Below are 26734 nucleotides of genomic sequence, written 5' to 3'. Positions count from 1 at the left end.
AAAATTTGTTCGCAAAAAAAGCGCTCACCCTCAAGGGCTAGCGCACTGCTTGATAACAGAAACATTCTGGCTCGTGGTCATTGACCATACCGATGGCTTGTAGATAGGAATAGACCGTCACACTGCCTAGGAATTTAAAGCCCCGCTTCTTGAGGTCTTTGGTTATGCGATCGCTTAGATCACTTCGGGTTGGCCGCTCCCCTGGGGGCGGAAAGACCACCTGGCCCTCCGTAAAGTGCCAGATATAGGCGTCGAAGCTGCCCCATTCGGCCTGAACCTTGAGAAAGGCCTGGGCGTTGGCAATGGTCGCTCGAATCTTACCCCGATGGCGGATAATGCCCGCATCCTGGGCTAGGCGTTCGACATCCTCTTCCTGATACTGAGCGATACTGTGATAGTCATAGCCTTCCAAAGCACGGGCAAAGTTAGCCTCCTTGGATAGGACCAAGCGCCAGGACAAGCCCACATGGAAGGATTCCAGGACTAGCCATTTGAAGAGGTCTAAGTCCTGATGCTGGGGTACGCCCCAAACCTGGTCATGGTAGGCCTGATAATAATCCGGCATATTGGTGGCCCAGGCGCAACGTTTTTTACTTGCGTCCATGATCCTTGCCTTTGGCTTGGTCATCCTGTTCATGGTCATCTTCTAAGGCGCTTGGGTCAAAGGCGAATTGGTCGGTAGGATCGACGAATTCCTTCTCTTCTTCATCTAGGACTAAGCCTAATTTGGCCATGGCAGCCTCCAAATCTTTATCATTTTTCAATAAGAAATCTTCATCTTTTAATGCCATAAATCTTCCTCCTCTATTAGTCGGTCAGGTCGTGATAGGCCTGATAGACGCTTTGTTTTTTCAGTCCGTAAGTCTTGGCCACTTGCTTAATGGCTTGCTTGGCATTGAGCCCTTCTTGAGCCATGAGGTCTTGGACCAAGGCCTTAAGATCTGTCTCTGCGGTCAAGTCAGGTCCCGTCTCGTCCTTGCCCCCGCCAGCTACCAGGAGGACACATTCCCCCTTGATTTCCTGGTCAGCCAGGCTCATGAGCACTTGATGTACACTGCCCCGAATGTAGGTCTCATAACGCTTGGTCAGCTCTCGAGCTATGACCACGGCCCGGTCCGGCCCCAATTCCTGGCGAATGGCCTGCAAAGCCTGCTTGATTCGGTGGGGCGACTCGTAGAAAATGGCCGTTGCCTCCTGGCCTGCCACTCGGTCTAAGACAGCGACCTGGCCTTTCTTATCCCGTAGGAAGAAGCCGTAATAGGTGAAGGTCTGGCAGGATAAGCCCGAAGCAATCAAGGCCGTCAGGGCCGCATTGGCGCCCGGCAGAGCCACCACTGCTAGTCCCTGGCTAAGGGCGGCATCCACCAAGGGATGACCCGGGTCATTAATCAGAGGCATGCCGGCATCTGACACCAGGGCCAAATCCTGACCTTGTGCCAAACGTTCTAACAAGGGCTGGAGACGGTCAGCCTGGCTATGCTCATGGAAGCTCTGCATAGGCGTCTCAATCTCAAAATGGTTTAAGAGTTTAATGGTGTTGCGGGTGTCTTCTGCCAGAATCAAATCCGCTTCCTTGAGGTGGCGAATGGCCCGGAAGGTCATGTCTTCTAAGTTACCAATAGGCGTTGGCACCAAGTAGAGGGTGCCCCCCGCCCGGGACTCAAAGCTCCGTTGTTCCATCTTGCACCTCCAAGGGAATAATTAAGGGTTGGCTGGCCGATAAGGACGTCAAGCCATGGCGGAAGAGATAGTCTTCTTTCTGGGCCCGGGTCAGTCGCTTAAATCGCGCCTCCGCCCGCATGGCCAGAGACCGACTAGGCCGCTCTTCAGCATAGAGCAGGCGAACCGGCCGGCGCTTGGCTTGTTGGGTATATTTGGCGCCCTTGCCAGCATTATGACTGGCAGTCCGCGCCTCTAAGTCCACCGTATAGCCGGTATAGAGAGTATGGTCTGCGCAGTAGAGCACATAGAAAAAATACTGTTTAGTCGCCATAATAAATTGCCTTCATTTCTGGGGTATATTGCTGATCCGGCCCATAAATGACAATCGGCGGCTCCACCTTCAAGCCTTGGCGTCCCCCTGCGTAAATGGCTTCGACCAGCACCACCTTGGCCACCTGGTCGGCCTTGCCATAAGCAAATTGCAGACGGTGAACACTAAAGCCCGCCCCTAGCAAGGTCTCCATCAAGTCATCTAGGCGGTCTGGCCGATAGACACAGAAGAGCTTGCCCCGGGTCTTGAGCTGGCGTTTGGCTTGGGCCACCCATTGTTCCAAGGTTAGGTAGACCTCATGCCGGGCAATGGCATGGGAGGTCAGGTGGTGTTGGGTCTGTTTGTTAGTGACTGAGAAATAAGGGGGATTGCAAGTCACAACATCATAGAGGGGACGCGCCGCCTCCATGGTTTTGACATCCCCTTGGCGAAAAGTCAGCCGGTCCGTCAGATCATTGAGCTGGCAAGAGCGCTGGGCCATATCGACTAGGGCCTCTTGCAGTTCAATCGCATCTATGTGACCGGCTGTTTTGGCACTGAGTAGGAAGGGAATGACCCCTGTCCCACTACAGAGATCCAGAATTCTGGCCGTCTGACGTCGTGGCACCTTGGCAAAATGGGCCAATAGAATGGCATCGACTGAGAAGGCAAAGTAGTCTGGATTTTGAATAATCGACAAGTTCTCGCGAGCTAGATAGTCTAGGCGCTCGCCGGGCTTAAGTAAGTCAGTCGCGTCTGTCATAGGGACCTCCTAGTGGTTGTCTCGCTGGAAACTATCCAGGAGATTCTGACAGAAGATACACTCTTCCCCTGGCTCTCGCTTCATCCCATAGAAGGTATGGCAGATATGGATGCCTTCCTGGTAGAAGGTCTGCAGGCGCTCGCGCCCCGCTTGTTGCCGTTTGGCTGGCGCCACTTGACTGGTCTCCTCCTGATGCTTGTCTTCTTGCTCTGGAGGCAAATCCGTCAGGGGCGGGCTGGCTTCGCTGACGACCGATGCTAACTGGGCATTGGCCATGCGAAGACGGTTATTTTCATGGGAAAGTTCTGTTACCTGGTGCTTGAGTTGCGCCATGGTATCACTTAATTGGCTAAACTGACTATCCATTAGGGCCAGAATCTGGGTCAAGTTTGACTCATCCATTAGCACAACATCCTTTCATTATCAATAAGAGTGAATTGGCTTGCTTAGCGCCCCGCCTTAAATCGTAAGACGCACTGTTCTAAAGCCAACTGAGGGGATACATTAGCCAAAATCCGCTGCTTAGCCTCTAGCAAGAGCTGGTTAAGCCGCAAGAGGTCAACCTGGCTAGGCAAGCCTTGTTTGGCCAAATCGGTCAAGAAATGCCCCTGGAAATCATAGGCTGCTGCCTTGGTTAAGAGCTGATGGGTCAGACGCAGGCAATAATCTGCCAGGTCCAAGCCGCCCTGCTGAGTCAGGTCTCCTTTGAGTCGAGTCTGTAAAGCAACAAAGGCCATAGGGTCGCCCAGTACTAGTTGGCGATACCAGCCGTTCCAGGTCTTGATAGCCTGCTCAAACTGGGTGGCCTCATAATCGCTAGTCCAGCGGGCCACGGTTTCCTCTCTGAAACCTGCCAGAATCTGAGCGTGAACGGGTAAGACTCCATGAGTCTCCCAGTCCGCTGCCTGGGCTTGGCGGTCTGGTGCCTCCAGATGCAGGACTTGAACCCGTGACAAAATAGTCGGCAGGAGCAAGTTAGCACTTGGACTCCAGAGGAAGAGATAGACATTGTCCACCGGCTCCTCCAAGACGGTCAAGAGGGCATTGGCCGAAGAGGCGTTGAGGCGCTCGGCCTGCTCAATAATAGCAAACTTACCACGCCCTTCTAGCGGGCTCTGCCCCAACCATTCCTTGAGCTCGTGAACCTGGTCGACCTTGAGGGTCTGGCCTTGAGCCTCTAAGTAATAGATATCTGCGTACTGGTTATCGGCAATCCGTTGGCGGATGGTCGCTGGGTTGCCAGCACTATCCCTAGAGAAATAGTCTTGGGCTAGGGCCGTCATGACGGCTCGCTTGCTAGTCATGTCCCCACCTGTCAGCAGGTAGGCATGGGCTAGGTGGCCTTCCTGGACCTGCTGGGCAAAATAAGTCTTAAGGGCTTCGACACTATAGGTAGCCATACCAGTCGCCGCCTAGAATTGGTGGAAGCTCTCGATTGGTAAGACGAAGACGGTCGCGCCCCCTACTTCAACTTTGACTGGTAGGTTGACAGCTGAATCTAGGCCCATGTCCAAATGGAGCGGAGCGCTGACATATTGCTCACGCGCCTTAGAACATTGGTCAATAATCTTCAAGACTTCCTCAATCCGTTCTTCCTCAATCCCAATCATAAAGGTAGTGTTGCCGGCCCGTAAGAAACCACCGGTGGTAGATAACTTGGTGGCACGGACATTGGCATCATAGAAAGCGCGGCTCAATTCGTTTTGGTCTTGATCTTGAACAATGGCAATAATTAATTTCATCATGATACTCCTTCTCCTCTCTGTCTCTAGAGGGCATGTTGATGTAGAACGTCAATACAAGCAGCCACGACCTGGTCTAGTGGCGCTTGGCCGTCAATGACCTTAATGCGCTCTGGTGAGGCTTGGGCCAAATCTAGAAAGGCCTGGCGGACCCGGTTATGGAAGTCCAGGGATTCTTGGTCTAGGCGATCATACTGGCGCTGACCGCGGGCCTGATGAATGCGGGCTAGGCCCACCTCAGCTGGCACATCGATTAAGAGGGTCAGAGCCGGCAGTTGGTCTTCTACCGCAAATTGGTTAATGGACCAGATCAGATCCACCGGAATATCGCGGGCCATACCTTGGTAAGCCAGGGACGAATCCACGAAGCGGTCGCAGAGGACGATTTTGCCTTGACGCAAGGCCGGTAGAATCACTTCGACCAAGTGTTGGCGACGGGCTGCCGCAAACAAGAGGGCCTCTGTCCGTGGGTCCATGGCAGTGTGATCCACATCTAGAATGACCCGTCTAATCTCTTCCGCAATGGGCACGCCCCCCGGCTCACGAGTGGTCAGGACTTGATGGCCCTGGCCCTCTAAATAGGCGGTCAACTCCGCAATCACACTGCTCTTGCCGGCCCCATCAGGACCTTCAAGGGTTATAAACTTTCCTGGAAACATGCCTTCTCCTCACTTTGTCTTTCCACTATAATTCACGCCGCCCTTCAATGGCCCGGAAGAGGGTCATCTCATCGGCGTATTCAATGTCACTGCCTACCGCCAAACCGTGAGCTAGGCGGGTTACCTTAATGCCAGCTGGTTTAAGCAAGCGGGCCAAGTACATGGCAGTCGCTTCCCCTTCCGCGGTGGCATTGGTGGCCACAATGACTTCTTCAATCTCCGTCTCCTGCAAACGTCGCAGGAGCGAGGGGATATTCAAATCTTCTGGCCCTGTGCCTTCCATGGGTGATAAGACCCCGTGAAGGACATGGTAGAGGCCATGATATTCATGCATTCGCTCCATGGACATGACATCCCGGGCATCTTCTACCACTAGGACCGTCTTGCTGTCACGACTTTGATCGGAACAGATGACGCAGAGCTCGCTGTCCGTGATATTGCCGCAAGTCGGGCAGAACCGCAAGTCGCGTTTGACTTGAATCAGGGCTTGAGCGAACTCGGTCACGTCGGATTCTTTCATGTCAAGGACATAGAAGGCCAACCGAGCCGCTGTCTTGGCTCCAATACCCGGTAATTTGGTAAAACTATTGATTAACTTCGCGATAGGTGCAGGGTATTGCACTGGGTGGCCACCTCCTTTGATGGTTTATAGGCTAGAAGGGTAGGTTCATGCCTTGGGTGTACTTACCTAGGCGTGATTCCATCGCTTGGTCTACTTGCTTCAAAGCATCGTTGACTGTTGCAATCACTAGATCTTGTAACATCTCGATATCATCTGGGTCTACCAAGTCTGGCGCTAGGTCCAATTCTACCAATTCCTTCTTGCCGTTGACTTTAACCGTTACTAGTTGGTTAACATCTTGGGCTTGGAAGATAGTGGCTTCAATGGCCGCTTGCTCCTTGGTCATTTCCTTTTGCATTTTTTGGATTTTTTGCATCATGCCTTGCATGTTGCCCATATTTCCCATTCCACGCATCTTTATATCTCCTTTAAGGCTTGCTTTATTTTTCGTAATCGATGTCGACCACATCTTGACCAAAGAGGGCCAAGGCTTGGCTGACAACGGGTGGGAGGCTGTCCTGGTCTGGCGCCTGTGCGAAGACAGGGTCAACCGTCGGCAAGTCCTCCTGGTCCGCTAGTGGCTGAGCGGGTTCTGACGCTTCCATTGGCAGACCAAACAAATCGGTGCCTGGCTCACTTGCCTCTGGCGCCTCTGGCAAGTCCATCATGACTTGCTCTAGGCTTTGGAAGTCGTCTGACTGTGGCTTGGCTTGTTCAGCTTCTATAGACTCTGCTTCAGGGGCTAGCCTAATAGGTTCTGCCACGGCACCAATTTTGATTGGGCCGCCCGCTTGGTCATAGAGGACCTTATAGGTCTGGCGCACCTGACTCCATTCACTCTGTAAGACAAAGGCCAAGGCGACCGGCCGGTCAAAGTGGCGGGCCAGTTGGCGACTTAGTTCTTGGACGAAGTCCGCATCTTGTTGGACCCGACCACAGAAGTCCTGGCTCTTGAAGGACAAGAGAATGCGTTCAGGACCTGCTGCCTGTACCTCTGCTCCCGTCAAGCGCACGCGGTCTTGTGGTGGCAAGGATTCTAGCCAAGTAGCCCAGCCACTTTTGAGCTGGCTGACGTCTTGACGTGTGGCTTCATTGAGGACGGCATAGACGGCATCCGTGTCCAAATGATAGGCTTGGCGCTGTCCAGCAGGACGCTCGCGCGGTACCCGTGCTTGGTCATCCACTGCTGACGCTTGAGGGCTAGGAGCTGCTACTTGAGCAGGTACTCCTGCCCGCAACTGGGCTTCCAGTTGGCTGACCTTGGCCTCTAGGGCTTGCACCTGACGCACAAGCTCGGCTAGGGCACCCGACTCAGGGCCAGCAGCTGCCGGCTGATTGGCGACCTCTTGAGCCAATTCAATGGTAGCTACTTCCACGAAGAGGTCTGCCTGGGTAGCAAAACGCATTTGGTTTAAGGCTTGATTAAGTCTTTCAATCAGACTGTAATAGAAGCGGTTGTCCCCTGCTTGACGCAGAGGCTTGAGCTCTGCTTGGGTCAAGAGGGTGAAGTTGTCTTTGGAATTCAAGGTCAACAAGAGGTCCCGGCAGAAGAGGATTAACTCTTCCACGAAGCGATTGGCCTGCTTGCCTTCTTGAAGACTGGCCTGCAAAATACTCAAGGCCTTAGGCCCATCGTGGGCTTGCAGGGCAGTCAGATAATCGATATAGACCAGCTGAGACAAGGACCCCGTCACTTCCAAGGCCGATTGAACGGTCACTGCTGAACGGTTATAGGATAGGGCTTGGTCCAGCAAACTCAGGCTATCCCGCATCCCACCATTGGCTGCCCGGGCAATCACGGCCAGGGCTTCGGCTTCAAAGTCAATCCCGTCTTGTTCCAGAATATACTGCATGCGGCCGACTAAATCAGCCTGACTAATCCGCCCAAAGTCGAAGCGTTGAGTCCGCGAGATAATAGTGGCGGGAATCTTATGCGGTTCCGTCGTCGCTAGGATGAAGAGAACCTGAGCCGGTGGCTCTTCCAGGGTTTTGAGCAGGGCATTAAAGGCTCCGGTGGTCAGCATATGGACCTCGTCGATGATATAGACCTTGTAGGTCGCTTGACTGGGCGCATAGCGCACCTTGTCCCTTAAGTCACGGATTTCTTCGACCCCGTTGTTAGAGGCCGCGTCAATCTCAATAACGTCGCTCAATTGGCCAGCTGTAATGGCCTGGCAAAGTTCACACTGGTTGCAGGGATTGCCATCTGTCTGATGTGGGCAGTTGACTGCCTTGGCCAGAATTTTGGCTGCAGAGGTCTTCCCCGTTCCCCGTGGCCCGGTGAACAAATAGGCGTGGCTTAATTGCTGGTTCTTGACCGCATTTTTTAGGGTTTCGGCAATTAGGGGTTGCCCCACTAACTCGTCAAAACTTTGGGGCCGCCAGACCCGATATAAGGCTTGATAACTCATTGTCCACCCTCCTTTTTGGGCACAGATATTTCCTATCTATTATAGCATACCTCACCCCCTATCCGCTAGGCGGGGACTTAGAATTCTCCATTGGTCTCATGGTCTCCCTATTTATCTATTCTATAGATAAATAGGGTAGAAGTTAACAAATCTACGGTTATTTTTCTTAACATATTTTCAAATCTAGCTCTTTATGGGGCCCCTTACCCAGAGATAGCTTCTTCATTCTGGCAAACAAAAAAGCTGGGATTTTCATCCCAGCCATAGGCTCTAGAGCCATTCATTATACCGTTTAATATAAGCCGATTTCACTACTGTCACCAAGGCCATGTAGGCTACAATAATCAGCAGTAAGGCTACAAAGTACGGCGCATTCAGTGGTGCCAACTTAAGTGCTCCAGCTAATGGCGTATAAGGTAAGATAGTTACGGCGAAAACTGCAAAAAGTGAGGTTACCACTAAGGAGAAAGCTGGTAGAGACTGCACAAAAGGCAATTTTGGTGAGCGTAACATATAGATAACCATAGTTTGTGACCACATGGACTGGATGAACCAACCTGTTTGGAATACCATGAGGAAGTAGGCTGGATTAACCGACTCAAAATAGCTTGTTCCCGTAATCATGGGCCCAATCAGGAAGAACATCACCATAAAGGTGATGATATCAAAGATAGAAGAGGTTGGCCCCATCCATGCCATAAAGCGTGTAATGGATTTTGCTGACCATGCCCGTGGCTCCTTGAGAAATTCAGGATCTACATTGTCAAAAGGTAAGGCAATACAAGATAAGTCATAGACCAGATTGAGTACAATCAGATGCACAGGTGCCATCGGTAAGAATGGCAGGAATACAGACGCAAACAGGAGGGAGAAGATATTACCAAAGTTGGAGCTGACCGTCATCTTGATATATTTGGTCATGTTGGCATAGACCTTACGCCCTTCAATCAAGCCCTTCTCTAAGACTAAGAGATCCTTGTCTAATAGGATAACATCGGCCACTTCCTTGGCAATATCAACCGCTGTGTCTACTGAAATACCCACATCTGACACACGTAAAGATGGCGCATCATTAATGCCATCCCCCATATAACCGACCTTGTGGCCCTTGGCTTTGAGCAAGCGGATAATGCGAGCCTTTTGGTCCGGTGATAGTTTCGCGAAGATTGTAATATCTTCGACAAGTTCACCCAATACCTCATCGGTCATCGTGTCTATTTCTGTCCCCAGCAGAATATGATTAACATCTAGACCAACCTTTTCACAGACTGTCCGGGCAACCTTCTCGTTGTCCCCAGTCAGAATCTTAGTTGCTACGCCATGCTCGCGTAAAGCTTGGATAGCTGGAGCTGCCGAAGGCTTAGGTGGATCTAGGAAGGCAAGGTACCCCATAAGAATCATGTCCGATTCATCTTCGACTGTGAAGGCATGGTCGGGATTGTCATAATTCTTGTAGCAGACCCCTAGGACACGTAACCCTTGGTCATTGAGATCACTCACGGCTTGTAGGACATCAGCACGAATCTTATCCGTCAGCGCTATAATCTGACCTTCATCTTGGACATAATTGGAAATTGACAGCATCTCTTCTAGGGCACCTTTGGTCACCATGCGGACTTGGCTCGCTTCTTGAACGATGACACTCATGCGACGACGTTCAAAGTCAAAGGGAAGTTCGTCAATTTTTTTGTAACGACTGGCTAGGTCCCGTAGATCCTCGTGTTCTAGGGCTTCTTTCTCTGTACGCCCAATAATGGCCCGATCCAGAAGATTCTTAAGTCCTGTCTGGAAGTAGGAATTAAGATAGGCAACCTTCAGGACACCTAGGTCTAACTGCGCATGAATGTCCAAGGGATACTCTAGGATAATTTCGTCTTGGGTTAGTGTACCGGTCTTGTCTGTACAGAGAATGTCAATGGCGCCTAAATCCTGAATGGCGTTCAACTTCTTAATCACGACTTTTTCTTTGGCCATGATGACGGAGCCTTTGGCTAGACTGGCCGTGATAATCATCGGGAGCATCTCAGGTGTCAACCCAACCGCTACACTTAGGGCAAAGACCCCTGCCTCTAGCCAGTCCGAATCGGTCAGCCCATTAATAACGAAGACCACCGGTACTAAGACTAGCATCAGGCGTATGAGCAACCAAGAGATGCTGTTCATCTCCTTCTCAAAAGAAGTCGGCTCGTCATAGGTGTTCAGCGTCTTCTCAATCCTCCCAATCAAGGTATGGTTCCCAGTCACCAAGACTAATGCAATAGCACTCCCGCTCACTACGTTGGAGCCCATAAAGACGAGTTGCTCCGCCTCTAATGGACTCTTGTTAGCTTGGCTATCACCGGGTAGGGGGTAAGCCTTCTTTTCGACGGAATCACTTTCACCCGTCAGGCTAGATTGTTGGACGAAAAAGTCGCGTGATTCTAATAGTAGGACATCTGCCGGAAGCATGTCACCGGCGCTTAATTTAACCAGGTCCCCTACAACCAGTTCATCAATCGGCACCTCACTCTCTTGCCCATCTCGGATGACAGTAGCAGTGTTAACAATCAAGCTGGATAAATTGCTGGCAGCTTGGTCACTCTTGAGCTCTTGGAAGAAGCGAATGGCACCCGATACTATGACTAAAATAATGATGATAATAGGGGTAGTCGGATCTTGCTCACCAGGTTCGGCTAAAATGACATTGGTCACTAGGGAGACCAGGGCAATAATCAAAAGAATGACGGTAAAGGGGTTAATAATAGATTCATAAATTTTTTGCCAGAGAGTAGCCTGGTTGGCTTTGGTAATGACATTCTCGCCATAAGTTTCACGATTGGCTTCAACTTGCTCTGGGCTCAAGCCACGGGGAGAGCTCCCTACTTGGGTCAGGAGTTCAGCCGTAGGTTGCATCATCGCTAATTCTAAACGTTCTTTTGCTGTTAACATGGGTTCACCTCTCTAATTTATAGGTTACCCGAATAGCCAAACCAGGGCGTGTTCAGCGCCTAGGTTTTGATATTCAGGTTTTGGCCTCAGTATTGGTTCACTATCGGCACTTGGCATACTGAACACTCCTTTCTTAGTGGAATTTTGCGCAGTAGGTATCAAAAAAGACTTTAGCTCGTGATGGCTTAGACCATGACAAGATAAAGTCGTCTTACTTTCTCATTCATCGTCCAAGCTTTAACATCATAGGGCGATGAAATGACGTTAGTCGCCGCCTTCTCGACAGCAACTGCTAACCAACGCGAAGTGTCTCCACTTCTTTGCGGTAGTCATCCGTATCCCTATGGTAGTCTCACCTACCGAATTGCAACTTTAGTATAGCGCCAATATTTGGCTCTGTCAATCAAAAAAATGCCTCCAAATAGGAGGCAGATTGGCCCTAATGGCCACGATGTTTTTCGCGACGTTTGGCCTGCTTAAGGGCAAATTGGCGCGCTTGGTGCTCGCGTTTATTGGCGCTTTTTTGGCGCTTGCCCTTTTGCTGTCGGGTCTCTTGCTGGACCTTCAAAGCAAGCTGGGCCTTGGTACTGGCTACTGGCGCCTCTATTAAGGCGCGTTTGGCTTGGCGCAAGAGACGTTTTGGATTGAGCCTTTTGTGCGAGTTTAGCTTTGCTTGGTCCACCGCCGGACTCCAAGTCAAGTCTTGCCAGATACGGGGTAGATTGGCCAAGAGCTGAGGATTAGTCGGTTCTTTGCCAAAGGTATATGTCGCCACCCGCATGCAATTGGCCTCACGCCATTCCAAGCGTCCTAGCCAAAAACTCCCGTCGAAATATACTGTGAGACAGATGCTTTCCGTCATAACAGTCCCTCCTTTTTTGAATTCAAATGAAGGGACAACCCAGGAGGGGCAGGTTACTGCTAGCCAAAGCTAGGACCGGACTACCAACCGATTCATGTGTTTTTATCATTCTACCTTAGTATACACCTCGGCATAAGAAAAAACCATTATATCATATATGATATAATGGGCGGTTTTTGATAGATAAAAAAATAAGCACATGGCTTTGTCACTTATAGCTGCTACCTTCCGGTCCTGACTCGATTCATGACGCCGCCATTGCCTACTCTTATTCTAGCAAAAGATGATCCAAAATGCAAGATGCAAGCCACTATGCCCCTACCTCGTCAATTTTCCTATAAAAAGAAGCTAGGAATGACTTCCTAGCTTGCTTCACTATTAGGCAATGTCGTTGCTACATTGGCCTGTTTCCAGGTAAGACTTGAGGTTATTAAAGCTGGTTTCCACCATGTTCTCTACTGCCTCATCGGTGTAGCTGCCCATGTGAGGGGTTAATAAGACCTTAGGATAGAGGTCAACCAATTTCTTAACCGCAGAGTCGCTAATGTCTTGACTGCGCAGGTCCTTGAAGAAGAATTGGCTCTCGTTCTCTAAGACATCTAAGCCTGCCCCAGCCAAATGGCCAGATTCGATGGCTTCAATGATGGCATCCACATCCTGCAGCTCACCGCGCGCGGTGTTGACCAGAATGGCCCCTGGCTTCATCTTGCTGATGAATTCCTTGGTGATGACCTTACCATTAGCTGGAATGTAAGGTGCGTGAATGGAAATCACGTCTGACTTAGCTAAGAGCTCATCCAGTTCTACTTGGGTACAGATATGATCTACCCCTTCTTTTGGACAGGCGTCGTAAGCTAAGACATTCGCGCCCAAGCCCTTGAAGAGCGTTGCGGTCGTCAAGCCAATCCGGCCAATCCCAACCACACCAACGGTACAGTTACGGATTTCCTTAGAAAACATTTGCTCGTGGATACGAAAATCATGCTGGCTAGTTAAGTGCGTTGTATAGGCGACATTCCGCAAGAGGGTCATGGCCAAGGTCAAAGCCAATTCAGCAATCGCATTAGGTGAGTAAAAAGGGACGTGTGCTAACTTGAAGCCCAATTGCCTAGCATAGGCAAGATCGATATGATCGACCCCTACTGTCCGCGTCAGGACATATTCTACCCCTAATTTTTTGTAGATGTCTAAGACCTCCTTTGTAGCCCAGCAGTTACCACGTAAAATAACGGCCTGACAATCTTGAGCTAACCAAGCCTCTTCCGGACCCGTTAGGTAGTTGGGCACACAAACTAATTCATAACCAAACTTTTGATTGGCTATATCAAAAACGGGTCTTTCGATATCGCGAACACCATATGCTAGTACTTTCATTATTGCTTTTGCTCCTTGCATTTACTTCTTGAACGAAGTGGGGGATTTAATATTCTTATTCTAGCACATTAGAAAGCCGATGTTGATTAATTTTCATGAAAATGGATAATTTTGTATCTCAAATATTCGTAATACTCCCAACCAAGACAAAAAACGCTCAAGACCGGCCCTTAAGAGGGCTGGCTTGAGCGTTCATTTTTATATTAATTAGTCAGCTTGTTCATCCGCTTGCTTGGCTTGCTCTTTACGCAACTTATTCCGCTTGCGGAGGCCTTGGAAGAAGGTCTTGAGCTTGTCACTACACTGGGCTTCCAGCACTCCCTTAATGACTTGAGGCTGATGGTTGAAGCGGCTGTCTTCCAAGAGATTCATGAGACTGCCGGCACAGCCGCCCTTGGGGTCACTTGCGCCGTAAACCACCTGACCCACCCGCGATAAGACCAGGGCACCCGCACACATAGGGCAAGGTTCCAAGGTCACATAGAGGGTACAGCCCTCTAGGCGCCAGGCACCCAGGGCCTGGTTGGCCGCTTCAATGGCTAGGAGTTCGGCGTGGGCCGTAGCCTGGTGGTTGACCTCCCGCAGATTGTAGGCTGAAGCCAGGAGGACGCCATCCTTAACTAAGAGGGCGCCAATGGGCACTTCACCTAGGGCTTGGGCCTGGTCGGCCAGTTCTAGGGCCTGCTGCATCCAATATTCGTGCTGGGCCAAGTCGGTGGGCGCCAGTTGGCTTGCATCCATCATGGCCTCACCCCTTATGTTCCAGAGCCAGGTAGCTAACAATCAGATCTGTCAGATGTTGCAGGTTAAGCCCCGTTTCCTTGGTGTATTTGCTGAGGCGATAGGTCAGGGTATTGCGATGAATATAGAGTTCGTCGGCTGCCTGACTCAGGTTGCCCTGGTGTTCAAAGAGGGCCCGCACCGTCGCCGCATAGTCTGGATTGTGCTTGAGGACATCGTGCAGTCGATCCATAAAGGCATACTGCTTGGTCACCTCGCGCCCTACCAGGCGCAAGAGGACTGAGGTCAGGGGCACAATTTCAGGCTCCATAATCTGAGACAGAATACTGTGAACCAGACGTCGCTCATCTTGGAAATGGGCCACATAATCCTGGTCCAACTTGGCTACTAGGCCGACACAACCTCGGGTCACCGTCTCAAAGTCAATGTCCAAGGTCTTAATAATGTCCACCAAGGCGCCCACGTGTTCCATGCCTCGAAGGCAGACTAGCCAGCGATTGGCTTCATCCGGAATGACCACTTCAATGGCTTCCAGAGAATCTTCCAGGGTTTGCTGCCACAAGACAGGGTCGAAGGTCTCTGACTTGGCCTGCATAATCAAATAGATACAGACCAAACTGCCCCGCATTTGGCCTTCTAGCGGCCGACCTTCTAGGAGAAAGGCCCGCCAGGCCTGTTGATGTGGCGCTAAATCCACAACCGGCACCTGGGGAGTGGCCTTGGCCAAGCTCATCATGAGCAGCAGTTCTTCCTCCTTGCTAGTCAGGTCGGCCTGAGGAATGGCCAGGCCTTGATCCCCCAATTGGACAATCAGATAGCCGGGCAGCACCGCATCCGGTGCGACTGCTTGGGCCTGGGGATAGAGTCTTTGCAGTTGTTCAAACATGGGCTACCTCCCGTCTTAGATTATTTAGGCTTTGGCTTTTGGCTTAGCTTTGGCCTTGCTTGAGCCAGCCTCATGGTCCTTAGCGGCAATGTTAATCTTGCCGGACCGGCCGCCAATGGTCACTGAGTCACCGGTGACAATGTTGCCACTGAGCAGCAGCTCACTGAGTTGGTCCTCAATTTGTTTTTGAATCGCGCGACGAATTGGACGCGCCCCGTATTCTGGGTCGAAGCCGGCTTCGGCGATAATGTCTACCGCTGTGTCGGTCACCCGAGCCTTGATGGCCAATTCGCCTAGGCGCTTGATAATATCCTTAGTATGGAGCTTCACGATTTGGCGAATTTCTTCCTTAGTTAAGGAGTGGAAGACCACCGTTTCGTCAATCCGGTTGAGTAATTCTGGACGGAAAGAACGCTTGAGCTCTTCGCGAATACGTTTTTCCATGGCCAGGTGGTCAGCGGTAAACTGCTTAGCCCCAAAACCGACGGATTTCTCATCCCGCAGGGCGGTTGCCCCTAGGTTAGAAGTCATGATAATGATGGTGTTGCGGAAATCGACTTGGCGGCCCTTGGAGTCAGTCAAATGTCCGTCGTCAAAGACTTGGAGCAGGATGTTGAAGACATCTGGGTGGGCCTTCTCGATTTCGTCGAGGAGAATGACAGAGTAAGGTTTTTGGCGAACCTTCTCGGTCAACTGGCCGCTTTCTTCATGGCCTACATAGCCTGGAGGCGAACCAATCAGGCGAGACACGGTGTGTTTCTCCATGTACTCGGACATGTCGACCCGAATCATATTGTCTTGCGAGCCAAACATGGCTTGGGCCAAGGCCTTGGCTAATTCGGTCTTACCAACCCCGGTTGGCCCTAAGAAAAGGAAGGAACCAATTGGACGGCCTGGCGCCTTGAGGCCAGAACGAGCCCGGCGAATAGCACGTGACACAGCGGACACGGCTTCTTCCTGGCCGATGACCCGTTGGTGAAGCTCCCGCTCTAGGTTAACTAGGCGTTGGCTTTCTTTCATGGCCATTTGGGTCACTGGGATGCCAGTTGATAGGGCCACGACTTGAGCCACTTGTTCTTCATCCACGACTAAATGTGCTGGCTGGCCGGCCTGTGCTTGTGCTTTCTTGCGGGCCCGGGCCAGGCGTTTTTCCAGTTTTTGTTCGGCTTCACGAAGGCTAGCAGCCTCTGGGAAGTTGCGGGCTAACACGGCTTCTTCCTTGTCGGCCTGCAACTTGGCCATTTCCTTCTCGAGGGCGAAAAGGGGATCGTGAGAGACGGCTTCTTCAATCCGCACCTTAGCGGCCGCTTCGTCGATTAAATCGATGGCCTTATCAGGCAAGGAGCGTGACGTAATGTAGCGGACACTAAGTTTGACCGCCGCTTCAATGGCTTGGTCGGTAATGGTCACGGCGTGGTGAACTTCATATTGGGTCTTGAGCCCTTGCAGAATCTGGATGGTTTCTTCAGGCGTTGGCTCGTCTACTTGTACCTTAGAGAAACGACGTTCCAAGGCCGCGTCTTTTTCAATGTATTTCTGGTATTCACTCAGGGTCGTCGCCCCAATGACTTGGATTTCACCCCGTGCCAGAGCTGGCTTGAGGATGTTGGCTGCATCAATGGCCCCCTCGGATCCACCAGCCCCAATCAGGGTATGGAGCTCATCAATGAAGAGAATCACTTGGCCGTCGGCCATGACTTCTTCCACAATGCGCTTCATGCGCTCTTCGAACTCACCCCGGTACTTGGTCCCAGCCACCAGACTCCCCATATCCAGCATCATAAGGCGCTTCTTAGCAATATCGGCTGGCACGTCGCCTGACACGATGTGTTGGGCTAGGCCTTCTGCCAAGGCAGTCTTACCTACCCCTGGGTCCCCAACTAGGACAGGGTTATTCTTCTTACGTCGGCTGATGATTTGCAGCATGCGTTGGACTTCCTTCTCGCGGCCCACCACTGGGTCCATCTGACCTTTTTTGGCCATTTGGGTCAGGTTGCGGGCAAAGGAATCCAAGGTCGGCGTCTTACTTGGCGCAGTTTCGCTGGCTTTCTGGGTCCGCGCCTGAGGCTTGCTTTGGCCCATTGGCATCTTATCAATGCCGATGGCTTGGTAGACGGCTTTCTTAAGGGCGTCTAAATCAACATCTAGGTTGCGCAAGATTAAGGTAGCCAAAATTTCTTGTGGCAGCATCGCTAATAAGAGGTGCTCGGTCCCAATTTGGCGGGCGCCCAAGCGCTTAGCTGTATTGGAGGCATCCATGATATTCTTCTTGGCGCGCGGCGAATAAGGTAGGGTTACTTCCCCCCGTGGCATAGGCGCCTCTACATCGCCATGGATGGCCCGCAACTCGTTCAGAATGAGTTCCGGGGTCACGCCAAATTCACGGAGAATGACGCCGGCAATGCCACGTTCTTCGCGGGCTAGACCAATCAAGATATGCTCGGTCCCAATGGCTGAATGGCGCAATTGGTAGGTAGCCTCAGCCGCCATGATCATGACTTGATGGGCACTTTCGGTAAATAGTTCTTCAAACATCGCGTCTTCACTCCTTTTCTTAATAGCTGTATTTGAGTTGTTGCAAAAAGGTCTTGAGCAGTTGGGCGCGAGCCGCCTGTTCCTGCTCACTGATTTGATGGAGGACAGATTTTTCAATCACGGACAGGATTAAGGTCCCCTCGCGGTTGGTAATCAGGCCCTTGCCAATCAAATTCTCAATCATATGAATGCCGTTGCGTTGGCTAATCTTATCGCCCACTAATTCAATCAGCTGATCAATCAGGGCTGCCTCGTCGGCCAATTCAATCTTGAGAATGCGGATATAGCCGCCACCACCCCGCTTACTTTCGACCAGGTAGCCATGCTCCTGGGTAAAGCGGGTCTTGATGACGTAGTTAATTTGTGACGGGACACAGTCGAAGTGCTCCGCGATGTCACTACGTTTGATTTCGACATGCTCTTGGTGCTTGAGGAATTCCTTCAAGTAGGCCTCAATGATGTCGGTCATATTGCGGCTTGACATGTTACCCCTCCTTACATTGACTTTCTTTGACTATTGTACACCAAATCAGACCTTTTGCCAACCTAATTGCTTGGCCTAGAGCTAAAGAAAAAGGAGCCTGAGGCCCCTTTTTATATAAATGATTATATATTTGACTTTTCATAAGTGGCCGGAGTCAAAGCCCGGTCTGACAGGCTTTTGCCGCCAAAAGACGAACGTTTCCGGCTTATTTTTGACTTTTTCAGTCTGTGGCCCCCAAAAAGCCAGAATTTTTGCCCTCTCAAACCCTATTTAATAGTGTAACTATTAAATAGGCTTAAGCCTCTTGGGACAGGTAAGCCACCAAGGCATCCAGATCGCTACCCAGCTGCTGATCCAGCAGCTGGTGACGGGCCAAGGCCTCATAACCATCCCGGCCGCGTCCTAAGAAGTCGTTAGTCACCAGCTGATAAGTGGCCTCAGGGTCCAGCCCCTTGACTGCCTCTTCAAGCTCTAGGGGCTGGCCTTGACTATCGATCATACGAGGATAGTGGCCAGATTCCAGCGCCTCCTTGAGATCGGCGCCTGTCACTTCCAGGACCCAAAGCTGGCAGCCAAAGGGCAGAATAGCCAGGGCCTCCTCATAGGTCACCGGCCCCTGATCTAGACTGGCGCGGACGCCTCGTCCATTAATGAGGCTAAAGTCCACTTGCCAGCCCTTAGCCCGAGCAGCTGCCGCATAGGCCCGGCAGACCAGTTGGCTGAGATTGGTATGGCCCTGACTCAGGGCCTCCCGACTGCCATCTAGGGCCTGGCGACTGACGCCAATGACTTGGCTAATGCGCGCCTGGACCTGGCTTTGCCAGATTTTGAGTTCCTTGGCTACCGGACGGGCAACCTTGGCATAATGACTTAAATCATGTAGTTGGTAGTGGCCTAGCTGGTGGCTACCATCCGGATAGAGCCAGAGACTGAGTTCGCCCAGCAGGCGGCCATAGTAGCCAGCCTGCACCACCAAGGTCTGGCCGACTAAGGCGGGCTGCTCTGTCACCGTATGGGTATGGCCTCCGATGATGGCGGCAAAGTCCGGCACTTCTTGGGCCAGCGCCAGGTCCGTCTCATAACCCAGATGGCTTAAGAGAACAAAGTGGCTTGCCCCAGCCTGACGGGCCAAGGCCAGATTCCGTTCTAAGGCCTCGCGAGGTTCTTCAAAGCCAATCAGCTCCCCTGGCGAAGAATTATCCAGAGTTTCCAGGGTTGTGGCTGCTAGGAGGGCCAGTCGGACACCGTCCGCCAGGTCATAGAGGCGGTAAGGCGCCACTTGTTGCGCCGCCAAATCAGCCAAAGCCGGCTCTCGGCTAAAGTCCAGGTTACTGGACACAAAAGGCACTCGGGCTTGGGCCAGATAGGAAGCCAAAAAGCTAGGTCCCAGATCAAATTCATGATTGCCAAAAGTTACCGCATCATAACCTAGCTGGTTCAAGAGGGCAATTTCCGCCTGGCCAGCAAAGAGCTGGAAGTAAGGACCACCCACAAAGAGGTCCCCCGCCCCCAGCAACAAGCTGGCCTCATAGCGTGCGCGCAGGCCTTCAATCAGGTGGGCCCGCTGGCCAAATAAATCCAGATAGGAATGGGTGTCATTGGTATGGAGAATGCCAAGTTTTACAGCATGCATGAATCAATCGCTTCTTTCTGCCTAGGCCTGCTCTTGTTGGGCGGCCTGGCGTTTGAGTAAGGTCTCGAAGAGGAGGGTTCCGGCCAGGTTGAGCATGAGCCGGGACCGAATCTTCTTACGCGCCTTGGGCGCATCATAAATCTGAATCAGTTGATCACTGAGTTTGGCCAAAGGATGATGGATTAGGCTGGTAATGGCCACAATATGGGTCCCCTTTTGGCGAGCCTTGAGTAGGGTCTCATTAACCGTCTTGTTGGCCCCACCTAGGGAGAAGACTACGATGACATCTTCTTTGGTCGCAATATCAGGAATGCGTTCAATACTATACTGTTCGAAGAAGTCATTGGCCCAGACATCAATGAGCTTGAGCTTACGGTTAAAGTCAGACATGGGCATATAGCTAGACCCAATCCCCACGCAGAAGACCCGACGCGCCGCCAAGACCCGGTCAGCCACCGACTCGAAATCGGCCTGGTCTAATAGGGCCATGGTTCGTTGGAACTCGTCCGTCAACTGGGCCTTCATCAAGTCAAAGTGACTGGCCGCCAGATGATGGGACTCCTGATTGGACTCCTTACTACGGCGCAGGTCATACTTGAGTTCATTAAAGGTAGCATATCCTAACTTCTTACCTGCCCGCACAATGGTCGAAGCCGACAAATGCAGGGCCGCCACAATAGACTTAAGGGTCTGGGCCTCGATATTGTCCTGCTTCATGAGATAGTCGATGACTTCCTGTTCATAGACCGATAATTCTTCATAGTGAGCCTTTAGATTGACGAAAAACATGTCATCCCTCCTGATCCCCTAAGGGTTTACATTTCTATTGTACCACAGCTGGGGGCCGCCACAAAATTTAGAGGTAATTTTACCTCTTGGAGTCAATTTTATCTTCCTTGGGAACTTTTTAGCACATTTAACTAAAGCGTTTGCTTTTTTGCTAGAATAGACTTATCAAATTATGAAGGAGCGACTACAATGAGTCAAAAAAACAAGTTTGTTTATGCCTTTGAGCAGTTTGGCCGATCCTTCCTCTTACCTGTTTCGGTCTTGCCAGGGGCCGGGATTATTAAGGGGATTGGGACTGCCTTCTCTAACTCAGATACCTTGAAGATGTTCCCCGTTCTTCAGAACCAAATCTTCCAATTCATTATGAAATTCTTTATTACCTTAGGGGACACAGCCTTCAACAACCTACCAATTATCTTCGCTGTCGGCGTCGCCGTTGGTTTAGCCAAACGCGAAAAAGGTTCTGCTGCCCTATCTGGGGTACTCGGTTTTATCGTCTTACACTCCGTCCTCAACTTCCTCCTAGTCCAAAGCCATAGCTTGGTGGACACCAGCAAGTTATCCAGCGCTGAAGCTAAACTAGCCATGGCCAATGCCATGCAGACTAAGGTCATGGGGATTCAAACCTTAGACCTCAGCGTCTTCGGGGGGATTATTGTCGGGATTGTGGTCTTCTTCGTTCACCGTTGGGCGGTTAAGAAACAATTACCTACCCTAATTGGCTTCTTCAGTGGCCCACGTTTCGTACCGATTGTGACCATCGTTGCCATGGCCTTTGTTTCGGTTATTCTCTTCTTCATCTGGCCACCAATCCAACAAGGGATTTCAGTTATGTCCGTCTTCATCCTGAAGTCTGGGCCTCTAGGTACCTTCCTCTACGGGCTAGTTGAACGGGCACTCCTACCATTTGGTCTCCACCATGGGCTGAACTGGCCAGTGCGTACCACTGAATTAGGTGGGACCTGGACCATCAATGGCGAACGCGTTGTGGGTACCATCAATGCCTACCTAGCGTCCCTTGCGGATCCTAACATTACTTCAATCGACCCATCTATCACCCGTTTCAACGGCGGGAAGTTTGTTTACTTCATGTTCGGTTTATCTGGGGCTGCCTACGCTATGTACAAGACAGCCGATCCTAAGAAACGCAAAGTCGTCGGCTCTCTGCTCTTCGCAGCTGCTGGTACTGCCTTCTTAACCGGGATTACCGAACCAATTGAATTTACCTTCCTCTTCGTTGCCCCAATCCTCTATGTTGCCCATGCCTTCATGGCAGGTGCTGCCTTATTGGTAATGCACCTCTTAGGTGCTGGGGTGGCAACCCCAACCGGTCACGGTTTTATCAACTTAATCATCTACGGCGTCCTGCAAGGGCCTAAGACCCACTGGTGGTTAGTCTTCATCGTCGGCGTACCATGCTTCATCCTCTACTACTATGTCTTCCGCTTGCTCATCCTCAAATTCGATTTGAAGACACCAGGTCGTGAAGATAGCGATGAAGTCAAACTTTCAAGCAAGAAAGAAGCGCGTGAAAAACTGGGTGTTACCATTAACCAAGTCGGTCAAAACAACAGTAACAATGACTTACACCCTGAAGACCAAGCCCTACTAAACTCAGGCACTGCCATGAAGACCATTCCTGACAGTCCCGAAGACATCCATCAACAAGCCCTGGGCTTGATTGCCGCTCACGGTGGCCCAGACAACATCGAAGAAGTCAACGCCTGCATCACCCGCTTACGGATTAATGTCAAAGACAAAGCCCAAGTGGATAAAAACACCATCACGAGCCAACTCGGTGCCCTAGGCTTCGCCGAAAACGACATGCAAATGCAATCGATTTATGGCGCCCACGCCAATGTCTTGAAAATGGAGATCCAAGACATCCTCGGCATGGAGGAATAAGTCATGCGTAACCTCTTTGTGACAGACTTAGATGGTACCTTCGTCAAGGATTCTGTCACGGTCAATGCAGCTGATTTGGCGGCCTACCATACCGCCAAAGAGCTGGGCGACTTCTCCATCGCCACTGGCCGCTCCCTGGCAGAGATCCAGTACATTGTCCAAGGCAATGACCTCGATGTCACGCATATGATTGGCTTTAATGGCGCGGTTGTGACCCGCTATGCCCAACTCTTGGCCGAGCATCACTTACCTGAAGACGTTACCCCCAAGCTACTGGCTTATTTCAAGGAGCACAAGTTAATCTTTGATGCCCTAGACGGTCAACGTCGTATTGGTAACTTCGACCATGAGCAGAAGCAACGGCTCTGGAATATGCCCTTGATTTGCTTGCCAGATCCTTATCCAGCCTTGGAAGGTCATCGCCTCTACAAGGTCAATGTCCGCCCAAGTGCTGAAACCGCCGACTTCTACCTGGCTGACCTGCAAGCCAAGTTCCCTCAACTGGCTACCTATAAATCAGGTTCTACCCGTCTAGAAGTAACGGCTCAAGGGGTCTCTAAGGCCTCCGGCTTAGCCATCATCCGGCCTGACTATGACCGCCTAGTAGTCTTTGGCGACTCAGGTAATGACAGCGACATGTTCGCAGTGGCCGACATTTCCTACTGTATGGATCATGCCCCAGTCGAGGTTCAAGCCCAAGCCACGCACGTGGTAGCTAGCTTCGCTGACGCCATGGCCCATTTCCAAACACACTATCTATAAAGCCTCCACACCCGCCTCACTTCCTTCACTTCCGCGGGTATAGGATAAAAGACAGCTAGCTCTCACTGAGCTAGCTGCTTTTTTTGCTCTCCCTATCTATCAATCTATCTATTGATAGATAGGGTCTGAAGTTGCTTATTTACGTGCTGATTTAATCACAACTTTTCAACTACTCCTCTATTTCCTGTCCCGACCCAATAAAAAAGAGGACGGGAATTCCTCCCATCCTCTCTAGCTTATTGTAAATCCAGGGAAACTTCCACTGTCTGAACAGGCACGTCATAGTAGGGATCTTCCCGGCGGCCTAGGTAATCCTTGGCTTGTTGTGGGAAGAGGGCATACATGAGTAAATCCTCGTCAGACTTAGCGTAGTCCTTAATTTCTTCCCGCAATTCTGGTAATTGCGGCTCAATCAAGTCAGCAGGTCGTACTGTTACAACTTCTGCGTCCCCAATAATGGTTTGCTTGACTTCTGGATCAATCTTGGCTGGTGCTTGACCGTAGTGGCCTAAGACATAGTCCTTGATTTCCTTAGGTACCATCTTGTAGCGTTGGCCAGAGATGACGTTCATCACTGCCTGGGTCCCTACCATTTGTGATAATGGGGTTACCAGCGGTGGATAGCCTAAGTCAGCCCGTACTTTTGGTACTTCAGCAAGTACTTGATCATACTTATCAGCCAAACCTTGTTCGGTTAATTGGCTGAGCAAGTTGGATAACATACCGCCAGGCACTTGATAAATTAAGGTCTTAGGCTCGGTGTCCTTAACCTTAGGATTGAGAATCCCTTCCGACCGGAACTTGTCGCGGATACCATTGAAGTAAGCCGCCGCCGCTTCTACTTCTTTCATATCCACACCTGTCTTGAAGCCTAAATCTTCTAAGGCCAAGACCATCGATTCGGTGGCTGGCTGGCTAGTCCCGCCAGAGAAGGATGACAAGGCTGTGTCGATAATGTCGGCCCCTGCTTCTGCTACCTTGAGGTAGGTCATCTCAGAAATCCCGCTAGTTGCATGGGTGTGGACTTCCAAAGGTAAATCTACCTTATCCTTGATACGGCTAACCAATTCATAGCCAGCTTGTGGTGTTAGAACCCCTGCCATGTCCTTGATACAGATAGAATCTGCCCCGAATTTGGCCATGCGTCCTACCAAGTCCACATAGTAGTCTATGGTGTGAACTGGGCTAGTGGTGTAGGAAATAGCTGTTTGGGCTAAGCCCCCTGCTTCCTTGGTTGCTTCAATCGAAGTTTGTAGGTTGCGCACATCGTTCAAGGCATCGAAGATACGAATAATGTCAATCCCATTTTCGACTGATTTTTGCACGAAGAGCTTGACCACATCATCCGCATAGTTACGGTAACCTAGCAGGTTTTGACCCCGCAAGAGCATTTGTAACTTGGTGTTTTTGACCGCTGCGCGAATTTGACGCAGACGTTCCCATGGATCTTCGTTTAAGAAGCGGATGCAAGAGTCGAAGGTCGCACCGCCCCATACCTCCAGGGCATGGAAGCCTGCTTGATCCAAAGTTTTCAAAATTGGCAACATATCTTCCGTCGTCATACGAGTGGCAATTTGGCTTTGTTGGCCATCCCGTAAGACTGTTTCAGTGATACGAATTAATTTGCTCATAGTTTATTCCTTTCCTTAAGGGGATTCAGTCTGGGCCTCATAGTTAGCGACGGCCTGACTGATATAGGCCTGCATGTCCGCTACTGAGTGTTGGCGTGAGCGTGCACACTGCTTGGCGTCTGCTTGGCAGAGGAAGCACTGGCGCGGGGCCAATCCTAACTGCCGGCGGCTGATGGGGCAGGGTCTACCTTCCACCAGTTCCAGCACATCCAAGTCCATTAGGCGACCTAAGGGGTGCTGCCCTTCAAAGGCCACTAAATGCCGCTTGACTAGCTCAGCCTCCTGGCTAACCACCCAATAGGCCTCTAACCCTGTCACGGCCTCCACCAGATCCTGGTAGAGGACCGCCTCTTGGGCCAAATGGTCACTGACTAGCTGGGCTAGCCGGTGACCGATTTTGGACAGGCCCTCAGAGTTTTTGACAGGTCCCGGCGTATTAAGGGTCATGGAGACCAAGACGGCCGGCGCATAGGTCTCGAGTAAGTGGCTCTGGCGCTGGCTCCGCGCCTCGCGGGCTGATAGAACCTGGGCCAAGTGGACCTCAGGCCCATCAAAGAGTCCCTTAGACATTGCGCACCACGTCGATGACGCTACCGTCACGATATTCGATGACCGCTACGACCTTGTCCCCGTATTGAATCGGTTCTGGGTTGCCCACAATGCTGTAGGCTTTTTCTTTGAGTTCTTGGATGGTGTATTGAGGCACCTTGAGAGACTTGAAGTGTTCAACTAAGTCTGGGCGGTTAGGGTTAACCGCAATCCCAATCTCAGTGACGACCACGTCCACGCTAGTCCCTGGTGTTACGACCGTGTTAACAGAGTCTACGAATGTTGGAATGCGGCCACGTACTAATGGTGAAATCACCATGGACATCTTAGAAGCAAAGGCAGTATCACAGTGACCACCAGAAGCACCACGGATAACCCCGTCAGAACCCGTCATGACATTGACGTTGAAGTCCGTATCGACTTCCAAGGCAGACAAGATGGCGACATCCAAACGGTTAACCATGGCCCCTTTGGACAATGGGTTAGCATACATGCTAGCGTCGATTTCATAGTGATCCGCATTGCGACCAAGGGACACTGCCGATGGGTGGTCAAAGTCTTGAACGTCGATGACCTTCTCAACGAGGCCTTCTTCTAAGAGTTCAACCATGGCATTGGTAATTCCACCTAGCACGAAGCTGGCTTTAATGCCGTCTTTAATCATTTGTTCGCGGATAAAGCGGGTTGCAGCCAGAGAGGCACCACCTGTACCAGTCTGGAAGGAGAAGCCTTCCTTATAGTAAGGAGAACCGGTAATCACCTTAGAAGCATATTCTGCAATCAAGAGCTCTTTAGGGTTCTTGGTGAAGCGAGTTGCCCCTTTAGCAATCCCTTGAGGGTCCCCAATAGCATCTACTACGACCACATAGTCTACGTCTGTTTGTGGAATGGAAATTGGGGTGTTTGGATATGGCACCAAGGAGTCGGTGATGACCACTACTTGGTCGGCATATTTAGCATCAATCATGGCATAACCTAGGGAGCCACAAGTCGCTTTCCCTTTGGTCCCGTTGACGTTCCCATATTCGTCAGAACTTGGGGCACCTAAGAAGGCTACGTCAATGTGGATGTCGCCTGCCGTAATGGCACGGGCACGTCCCCCGTGGGAACGAATCACCACTGGATTCTCCATAATACCGGAAGAAATGGCAGCCCCTAACTTGTCACGCAGACCACTAGAGGTAATGTTGGTGATAACCCCATTTTTGATGTGTTCGATGAGGGGTTCATGTACGTTGGCAATTGAAGAAGGTGCGATGGAGAGATTTTTGATCCCCATTTTGGCAATTTCTTCCATGACCATGTTGATGACATAGTCCCCTTCACGGAAATGGTGGTGGAAGGAAATGGTCATGCCGTCTTTGAGGCCGGTCTTTTCAATGGCTTCGCGAAGGCTGCCCAAGAGTTTTTCTTGGCGTGGTTCAACGGGCTTTACCTTACGGCTTGAAGCTTCATAAGGTTTAATCCGTGCCAGCTCTCCTTCATAGACGCCGTATTGATCGGCGATTGCTTGTGGAATTTCACGTCCTGCTTTGTTGACTACCAT

At 51.0% G+C, this 26734-nt stretch carries 26 protein-coding genes, 1 other RNA gene and 1 riboswitch; of the genes, 2 read left to right on the top strand and 25 right to left on the bottom strand.

Annotated elements, in window-relative coordinates; all coding sequences use genetic code 11:
- Positions 1-37: 37 nt before the first annotated feature.
- The 22 genes from ACO53F_RS09020 to ACO53F_RS08915 form a co-directional block, all read right to left on the bottom strand.
- Positions 38-604, bottom strand: coding sequence for a DNA-3-methyladenine glycosylase I (locus tag ACO53F_RS09020; protein ID WP_485138156.1), 567 nt, complete (start codon positions 602-604; stop codon positions 38-40).
- Complete coding sequence (locus ACO53F_RS09015) at positions 591-791, bottom strand: hypothetical protein (RefSeq protein WP_485138155.1); 201 nt, start codon at positions 789-791, stop codon at positions 591-593. Before ACO53F_RS09015 ends, ACO53F_RS09020 begins: the two co-directional genes overlap by 14 nt.
- Positions 792-807: 16 nt before the next feature.
- The gene (gene rsmI, locus ACO53F_RS09010) at positions 808-1680 is read right to left on the bottom strand and encodes a 16S rRNA (cytidine(1402)-2'-O)-methyltransferase (protein WP_485138154.1); all 873 of its coding nucleotides are present in this window, start codon (positions 1678-1680) and stop codon (positions 808-810) included.
- A complete protein-coding gene (locus ACO53F_RS09005; RefSeq protein ID WP_023391524.1) occupies positions 1661-1993 on the bottom strand; it encodes a GIY-YIG nuclease family protein in 333 nt (110 codons plus the stop codon). The genes rsmI and ACO53F_RS09005 overlap by 20 nt, the downstream gene beginning before the upstream one ends.
- Complete coding sequence (locus tag ACO53F_RS09000; RefSeq protein ID WP_314761179.1) at positions 1983-2735, bottom strand: tRNA1(Val) (adenine(37)-N6)-methyltransferase; 753 nt, start codon at positions 2733-2735, stop codon at positions 1983-1985. Before ACO53F_RS09000 ends, ACO53F_RS09005 begins: the two co-directional genes overlap by 11 nt.
- A gap of 9 nt (positions 2736-2744) precedes the next feature.
- Entirely contained in the window at positions 2745-3137 is a 393-nt protein-coding gene (locus ACO53F_RS08995; protein WP_298078055.1) for an initiation control protein YabA, read from the bottom strand.
- 44 nt (positions 3138-3181) lie between these two features.
- On the bottom strand, positions 3182-4135 hold the full coding sequence (locus ACO53F_RS08990; protein WP_485138153.1) for a hypothetical protein: 954 nt from the start codon (positions 4133-4135) through the stop codon (positions 3182-3184).
- Positions 4136-4147: 12 nt separating this feature from the next.
- Positions 4148-4477 carry a cyclic-di-AMP receptor gene (locus tag ACO53F_RS08985; RefSeq protein WP_035364067.1) on the bottom strand — a complete coding sequence of 110 codons (330 nt, stop codon included), beginning with the start codon at positions 4475-4477 and terminating at the stop codon, positions 4148-4150.
- A gap of 26 nt (positions 4478-4503) precedes the next feature.
- A complete protein-coding gene (tmk, locus tag ACO53F_RS08980; RefSeq protein WP_070756423.1) occupies positions 4504-5136 on the bottom strand; it encodes a dTMP kinase in 633 nt (210 codons plus the stop codon).
- 25 nt (positions 5137-5161) lie between these two features.
- On the bottom strand, positions 5162-5758 hold the full coding sequence (recR, locus tag ACO53F_RS08975) for a recombination mediator RecR (protein WP_070756424.1): 597 nt from the start codon (positions 5756-5758) through the stop codon (positions 5162-5164).
- 31 nt (positions 5759-5789) lie between these two features.
- Positions 5790-6113 carry a YbaB/EbfC family nucleoid-associated protein gene (locus tag ACO53F_RS08970; RefSeq protein ID WP_485138152.1) on the bottom strand — a complete coding sequence of 108 codons (324 nt, stop codon included), beginning with the start codon at positions 6111-6113 and terminating at the stop codon, positions 5790-5792.
- Positions 6114-6138: 25 nt separating this feature from the next.
- A complete protein-coding gene (gene dnaX / locus ACO53F_RS08965; RefSeq protein ID WP_485138151.1) occupies positions 6139-8109 on the bottom strand; it encodes a DNA polymerase III subunit gamma/tau in 1971 nt (656 codons plus the stop codon).
- Positions 8110-8379: 270 nt separating this feature from the next.
- A complete protein-coding gene (gene mgtA / locus ACO53F_RS08960; protein WP_485138150.1) occupies positions 8380-11037 on the bottom strand; it encodes a magnesium-translocating P-type ATPase in 2658 nt (885 codons plus the stop codon).
- Between the two features lie 215 nt (positions 11038-11252).
- Positions 11253-11408: riboswitch (M-box (ykoK) riboswitch) on the bottom strand.
- Positions 11409-11476: 68 nt separating this feature from the next.
- Positions 11477-11899, bottom strand: a complete 423-nt coding sequence (locus ACO53F_RS08955; RefSeq protein ID WP_485138149.1) for a YjdF family protein — start codon at positions 11897-11899, stop codon at positions 11477-11479.
- A gap of 184 nt (positions 11900-12083) precedes the next feature.
- Positions 12084-12169: signal recognition particle sRNA small type (ffs, locus tag ACO53F_RS08950), an RNA gene on the bottom strand.
- 108 nt (positions 12170-12277) lie between these two features.
- Positions 12278-13273 (bottom strand): 2-hydroxyacid dehydrogenase, encoded by a 996-nt coding sequence (locus tag ACO53F_RS08945; protein WP_485138148.1) that lies wholly within the window; start codon positions 13271-13273, stop codon positions 12278-12280.
- A gap of 207 nt (positions 13274-13480) precedes the next feature.
- Positions 13481-14017 (bottom strand): tRNA adenosine(34) deaminase TadA, encoded by a 537-nt coding sequence (gene tadA / locus ACO53F_RS08940; RefSeq protein WP_485138147.1) that lies wholly within the window; start codon positions 14015-14017, stop codon positions 13481-13483.
- A gap of 4 nt (positions 14018-14021) precedes the next feature.
- Entirely contained in the window at positions 14022-14900 is an 879-nt protein-coding gene (locus ACO53F_RS08935) for a PucR family transcriptional regulator (protein ID WP_485138146.1), read from the bottom strand.
- A gap of 24 nt (positions 14901-14924) precedes the next feature.
- A complete protein-coding gene (locus tag ACO53F_RS08930; RefSeq protein WP_485138145.1) occupies positions 14925-17435 on the bottom strand; it encodes an ATP-dependent Clp protease ATP-binding subunit in 2511 nt (836 codons plus the stop codon).
- A 19-nt stretch (positions 17436-17454) separates the two neighbouring features.
- The gene (locus ACO53F_RS08925; RefSeq protein ID WP_035364070.1) at positions 17455-17919 is read right to left on the bottom strand and encodes a CtsR family transcriptional regulator; all 465 of its coding nucleotides are present in this window, start codon (positions 17917-17919) and stop codon (positions 17455-17457) included.
- A 295-nt stretch (positions 17920-18214) separates the two neighbouring features.
- Positions 18215-19552, bottom strand: a complete 1338-nt coding sequence (locus tag ACO53F_RS08920) for a bifunctional metallophosphatase/5'-nucleotidase (protein ID WP_485138144.1) — start codon at positions 19550-19552, stop codon at positions 18215-18217.
- Between the two features lie 21 nt (positions 19553-19573).
- Entirely contained in the window at positions 19574-20341 is a 768-nt protein-coding gene (locus ACO53F_RS08915) for a MurR/RpiR family transcriptional regulator (protein ID WP_485138143.1), read from the bottom strand.
- A gap of 189 nt (positions 20342-20530) precedes the next feature.
- Here ACO53F_RS08915 and ACO53F_RS08910 point away from each other — a divergent pair, with 189 nt between their 5' ends.
- Both ACO53F_RS08910 and ACO53F_RS08905 read left to right on the top strand, forming a co-directional pair.
- Entirely contained in the window at positions 20531-22246 is a 1716-nt protein-coding gene (locus ACO53F_RS08910; protein WP_485138142.1) for a PTS transporter subunit EIIC, read from the top strand.
- Between the two features lie 3 nt (positions 22247-22249).
- A complete protein-coding gene (locus tag ACO53F_RS08905) occupies positions 22250-23008 on the top strand; it encodes an HAD-IIB family hydrolase (protein ID WP_485138141.1) in 759 nt (252 codons plus the stop codon).
- Positions 23009-23244: 236 nt separating this feature from the next.
- Here ACO53F_RS08905 and ACO53F_RS08900 read toward each other — a convergent pair whose 3' ends face one another.
- The 3 genes from ACO53F_RS08900 to citF are packed head-to-tail and all read right to left on the bottom strand — an operon-like array spanning position 23245 to position 26734.
- Positions 23245-24639: an oxaloacetate decarboxylase subunit alpha gene (locus tag ACO53F_RS08900; protein WP_485138140.1), complete on the bottom strand. Its 1395-nt coding sequence runs from the start codon at positions 24637-24639 to the stop codon at positions 23245-23247.
- A gap of 15 nt (positions 24640-24654) precedes the next feature.
- Positions 24655-25209, bottom strand: coding sequence for a citrate lyase holo-[acyl-carrier protein] synthase (gene citX / locus ACO53F_RS08895; protein WP_485138139.1), 555 nt, complete (start codon positions 25207-25209; stop codon positions 24655-24657).
- Positions 25202-26734, bottom strand: coding sequence for a citrate lyase subunit alpha (gene citF / locus ACO53F_RS08890; RefSeq protein WP_291428103.1), 1533 nt, complete (start codon positions 26732-26734; stop codon positions 25202-25204). Before citF ends, citX begins: the two co-directional genes overlap by 8 nt.

Source organism: Abiotrophia sp., assembly GCF_057275535.1.
This window is presented reverse-complemented; position numbering and strand designations above follow the sequence as displayed.

Bases quoted from the DNA above. Each gene is read 5' to 3' on its own strand.
- ACO53F_RS09020 (WP_485138156.1), bottom strand. From the start codon at position 604: ATGGACGCAAGTAAAAAACGTTGCGCCTGGGCCACCAATATGCCGGAT.
- ACO53F_RS09015 (WP_485138155.1), bottom strand. From the start codon at position 791: ATGGCATTAAAAGATGAAGATTTCTTATTGAAAAATGATAAAGATTTG.
- rsmI (WP_485138154.1), bottom strand. From the start codon at position 1,680: ATGGAACAACGGAGCTTTGAGTCCCGGGCGGGGGGCACCCTCTACTTG.
- ACO53F_RS09005 (WP_023391524.1), bottom strand. From the start codon at position 1,993: ATGGCGACTAAACAGTATTTTTTCTATGTGCTCTACTGCGCAGACCAT.
- ACO53F_RS09000 (WP_314761179.1), bottom strand. From the start codon at position 2,735: ATGACAGACGCGACTGACTTACTTAAGCCCGGCGAGCGCCTAGACTAT.
- ACO53F_RS08995 (WP_298078055.1), bottom strand. From the start codon at position 3,137: ATGGATGAGTCAAACTTGACCCAGATTCTGGCCCTAATGGATAGTCAG.
- ACO53F_RS08990 (WP_485138153.1), bottom strand. From the start codon at position 4,135: ATGGCTACCTATAGTGTCGAAGCCCTTAAGACTTATTTTGCCCAGCAG.
- ACO53F_RS08985 (WP_035364067.1), bottom strand. From the start codon at position 4,477: ATGAAATTAATTATTGCCATTGTTCAAGATCAAGACCAAAACGAATTG.
- tmk (WP_070756423.1), bottom strand. From the start codon at position 5,136: ATGTTTCCAGGAAAGTTTATAACCCTTGAAGGTCCTGATGGGGCCGGC.
- ACO53F_RS08970 (WP_485138152.1), bottom strand. From the start codon at position 6,113: ATGCGTGGAATGGGAAATATGGGCAACATGCAAGGCATGATGCAAAAA.
- dnaX (WP_485138151.1), bottom strand. From the start codon at position 8,109: ATGAGTTATCAAGCCTTATATCGGGTCTGGCGGCCCCAAAGTTTTGAC.
- mgtA (WP_485138150.1), bottom strand. From the start codon at position 11,037: ATGTTAACAGCAAAAGAACGTTTAGAATTAGCGATGATGCAACCTACG.
- ACO53F_RS08955 (WP_485138149.1), bottom strand. From the start codon at position 11,899: ATGACGGAAAGCATCTGTCTCACAGTATATTTCGACGGGAGTTTTTGG.
- ACO53F_RS08945 (WP_485138148.1), bottom strand. From the start codon at position 13,273: ATGAAAGTACTAGCATATGGTGTTCGCGATATCGAAAGACCCGTTTTT.
- tadA (WP_485138147.1), bottom strand. From the start codon at position 14,017: ATGATGGATGCAAGCCAACTGGCGCCCACCGACTTGGCCCAGCACGAA.
- ACO53F_RS08935 (WP_485138146.1), bottom strand. From the start codon at position 14,900: ATGTTTGAACAACTGCAAAGACTCTATCCCCAGGCCCAAGCAGTCGCA.
- ACO53F_RS08930 (WP_485138145.1), bottom strand. From the start codon at position 17,435: ATGTTTGAAGAACTATTTACCGAAAGTGCCCATCAAGTCATGATCATG.
- ACO53F_RS08925 (WP_035364070.1), bottom strand. From the start codon at position 17,919: ATGTCAAGCCGCAATATGACCGACATCATTGAGGCCTACTTGAAGGAA.
- ACO53F_RS08920 (WP_485138144.1), bottom strand. From the start codon at position 19,552: ATGCATGCTGTAAAACTTGGCATTCTCCATACCAATGACACCCATTCC.
- ACO53F_RS08915 (WP_485138143.1), bottom strand. From the start codon at position 20,341: ATGTTTTTCGTCAATCTAAAGGCTCACTATGAAGAATTATCGGTCTAT.
- ACO53F_RS08910 (WP_485138142.1), top strand. From the start codon at position 20,531: ATGAGTCAAAAAAACAAGTTTGTTTATGCCTTTGAGCAGTTTGGCCGA.
- ACO53F_RS08905 (WP_485138141.1), top strand. From the start codon at position 22,250: ATGCGTAACCTCTTTGTGACAGACTTAGATGGTACCTTCGTCAAGGAT.
- ACO53F_RS08900 (WP_485138140.1), bottom strand. From the start codon at position 24,639: ATGAGCAAATTAATTCGTATCACTGAAACAGTCTTACGGGATGGCCAA.
- citX (WP_485138139.1), bottom strand. From the start codon at position 25,209: ATGTCTAAGGGACTCTTTGATGGGCCTGAGGTCCACTTGGCCCAGGTT.
- citF (WP_291428103.1), bottom strand. From the start codon at position 26,734: ATGGTAGTCAACAAAGCAGGACGTGAAATTCCACAAGCAATCGCCGAT.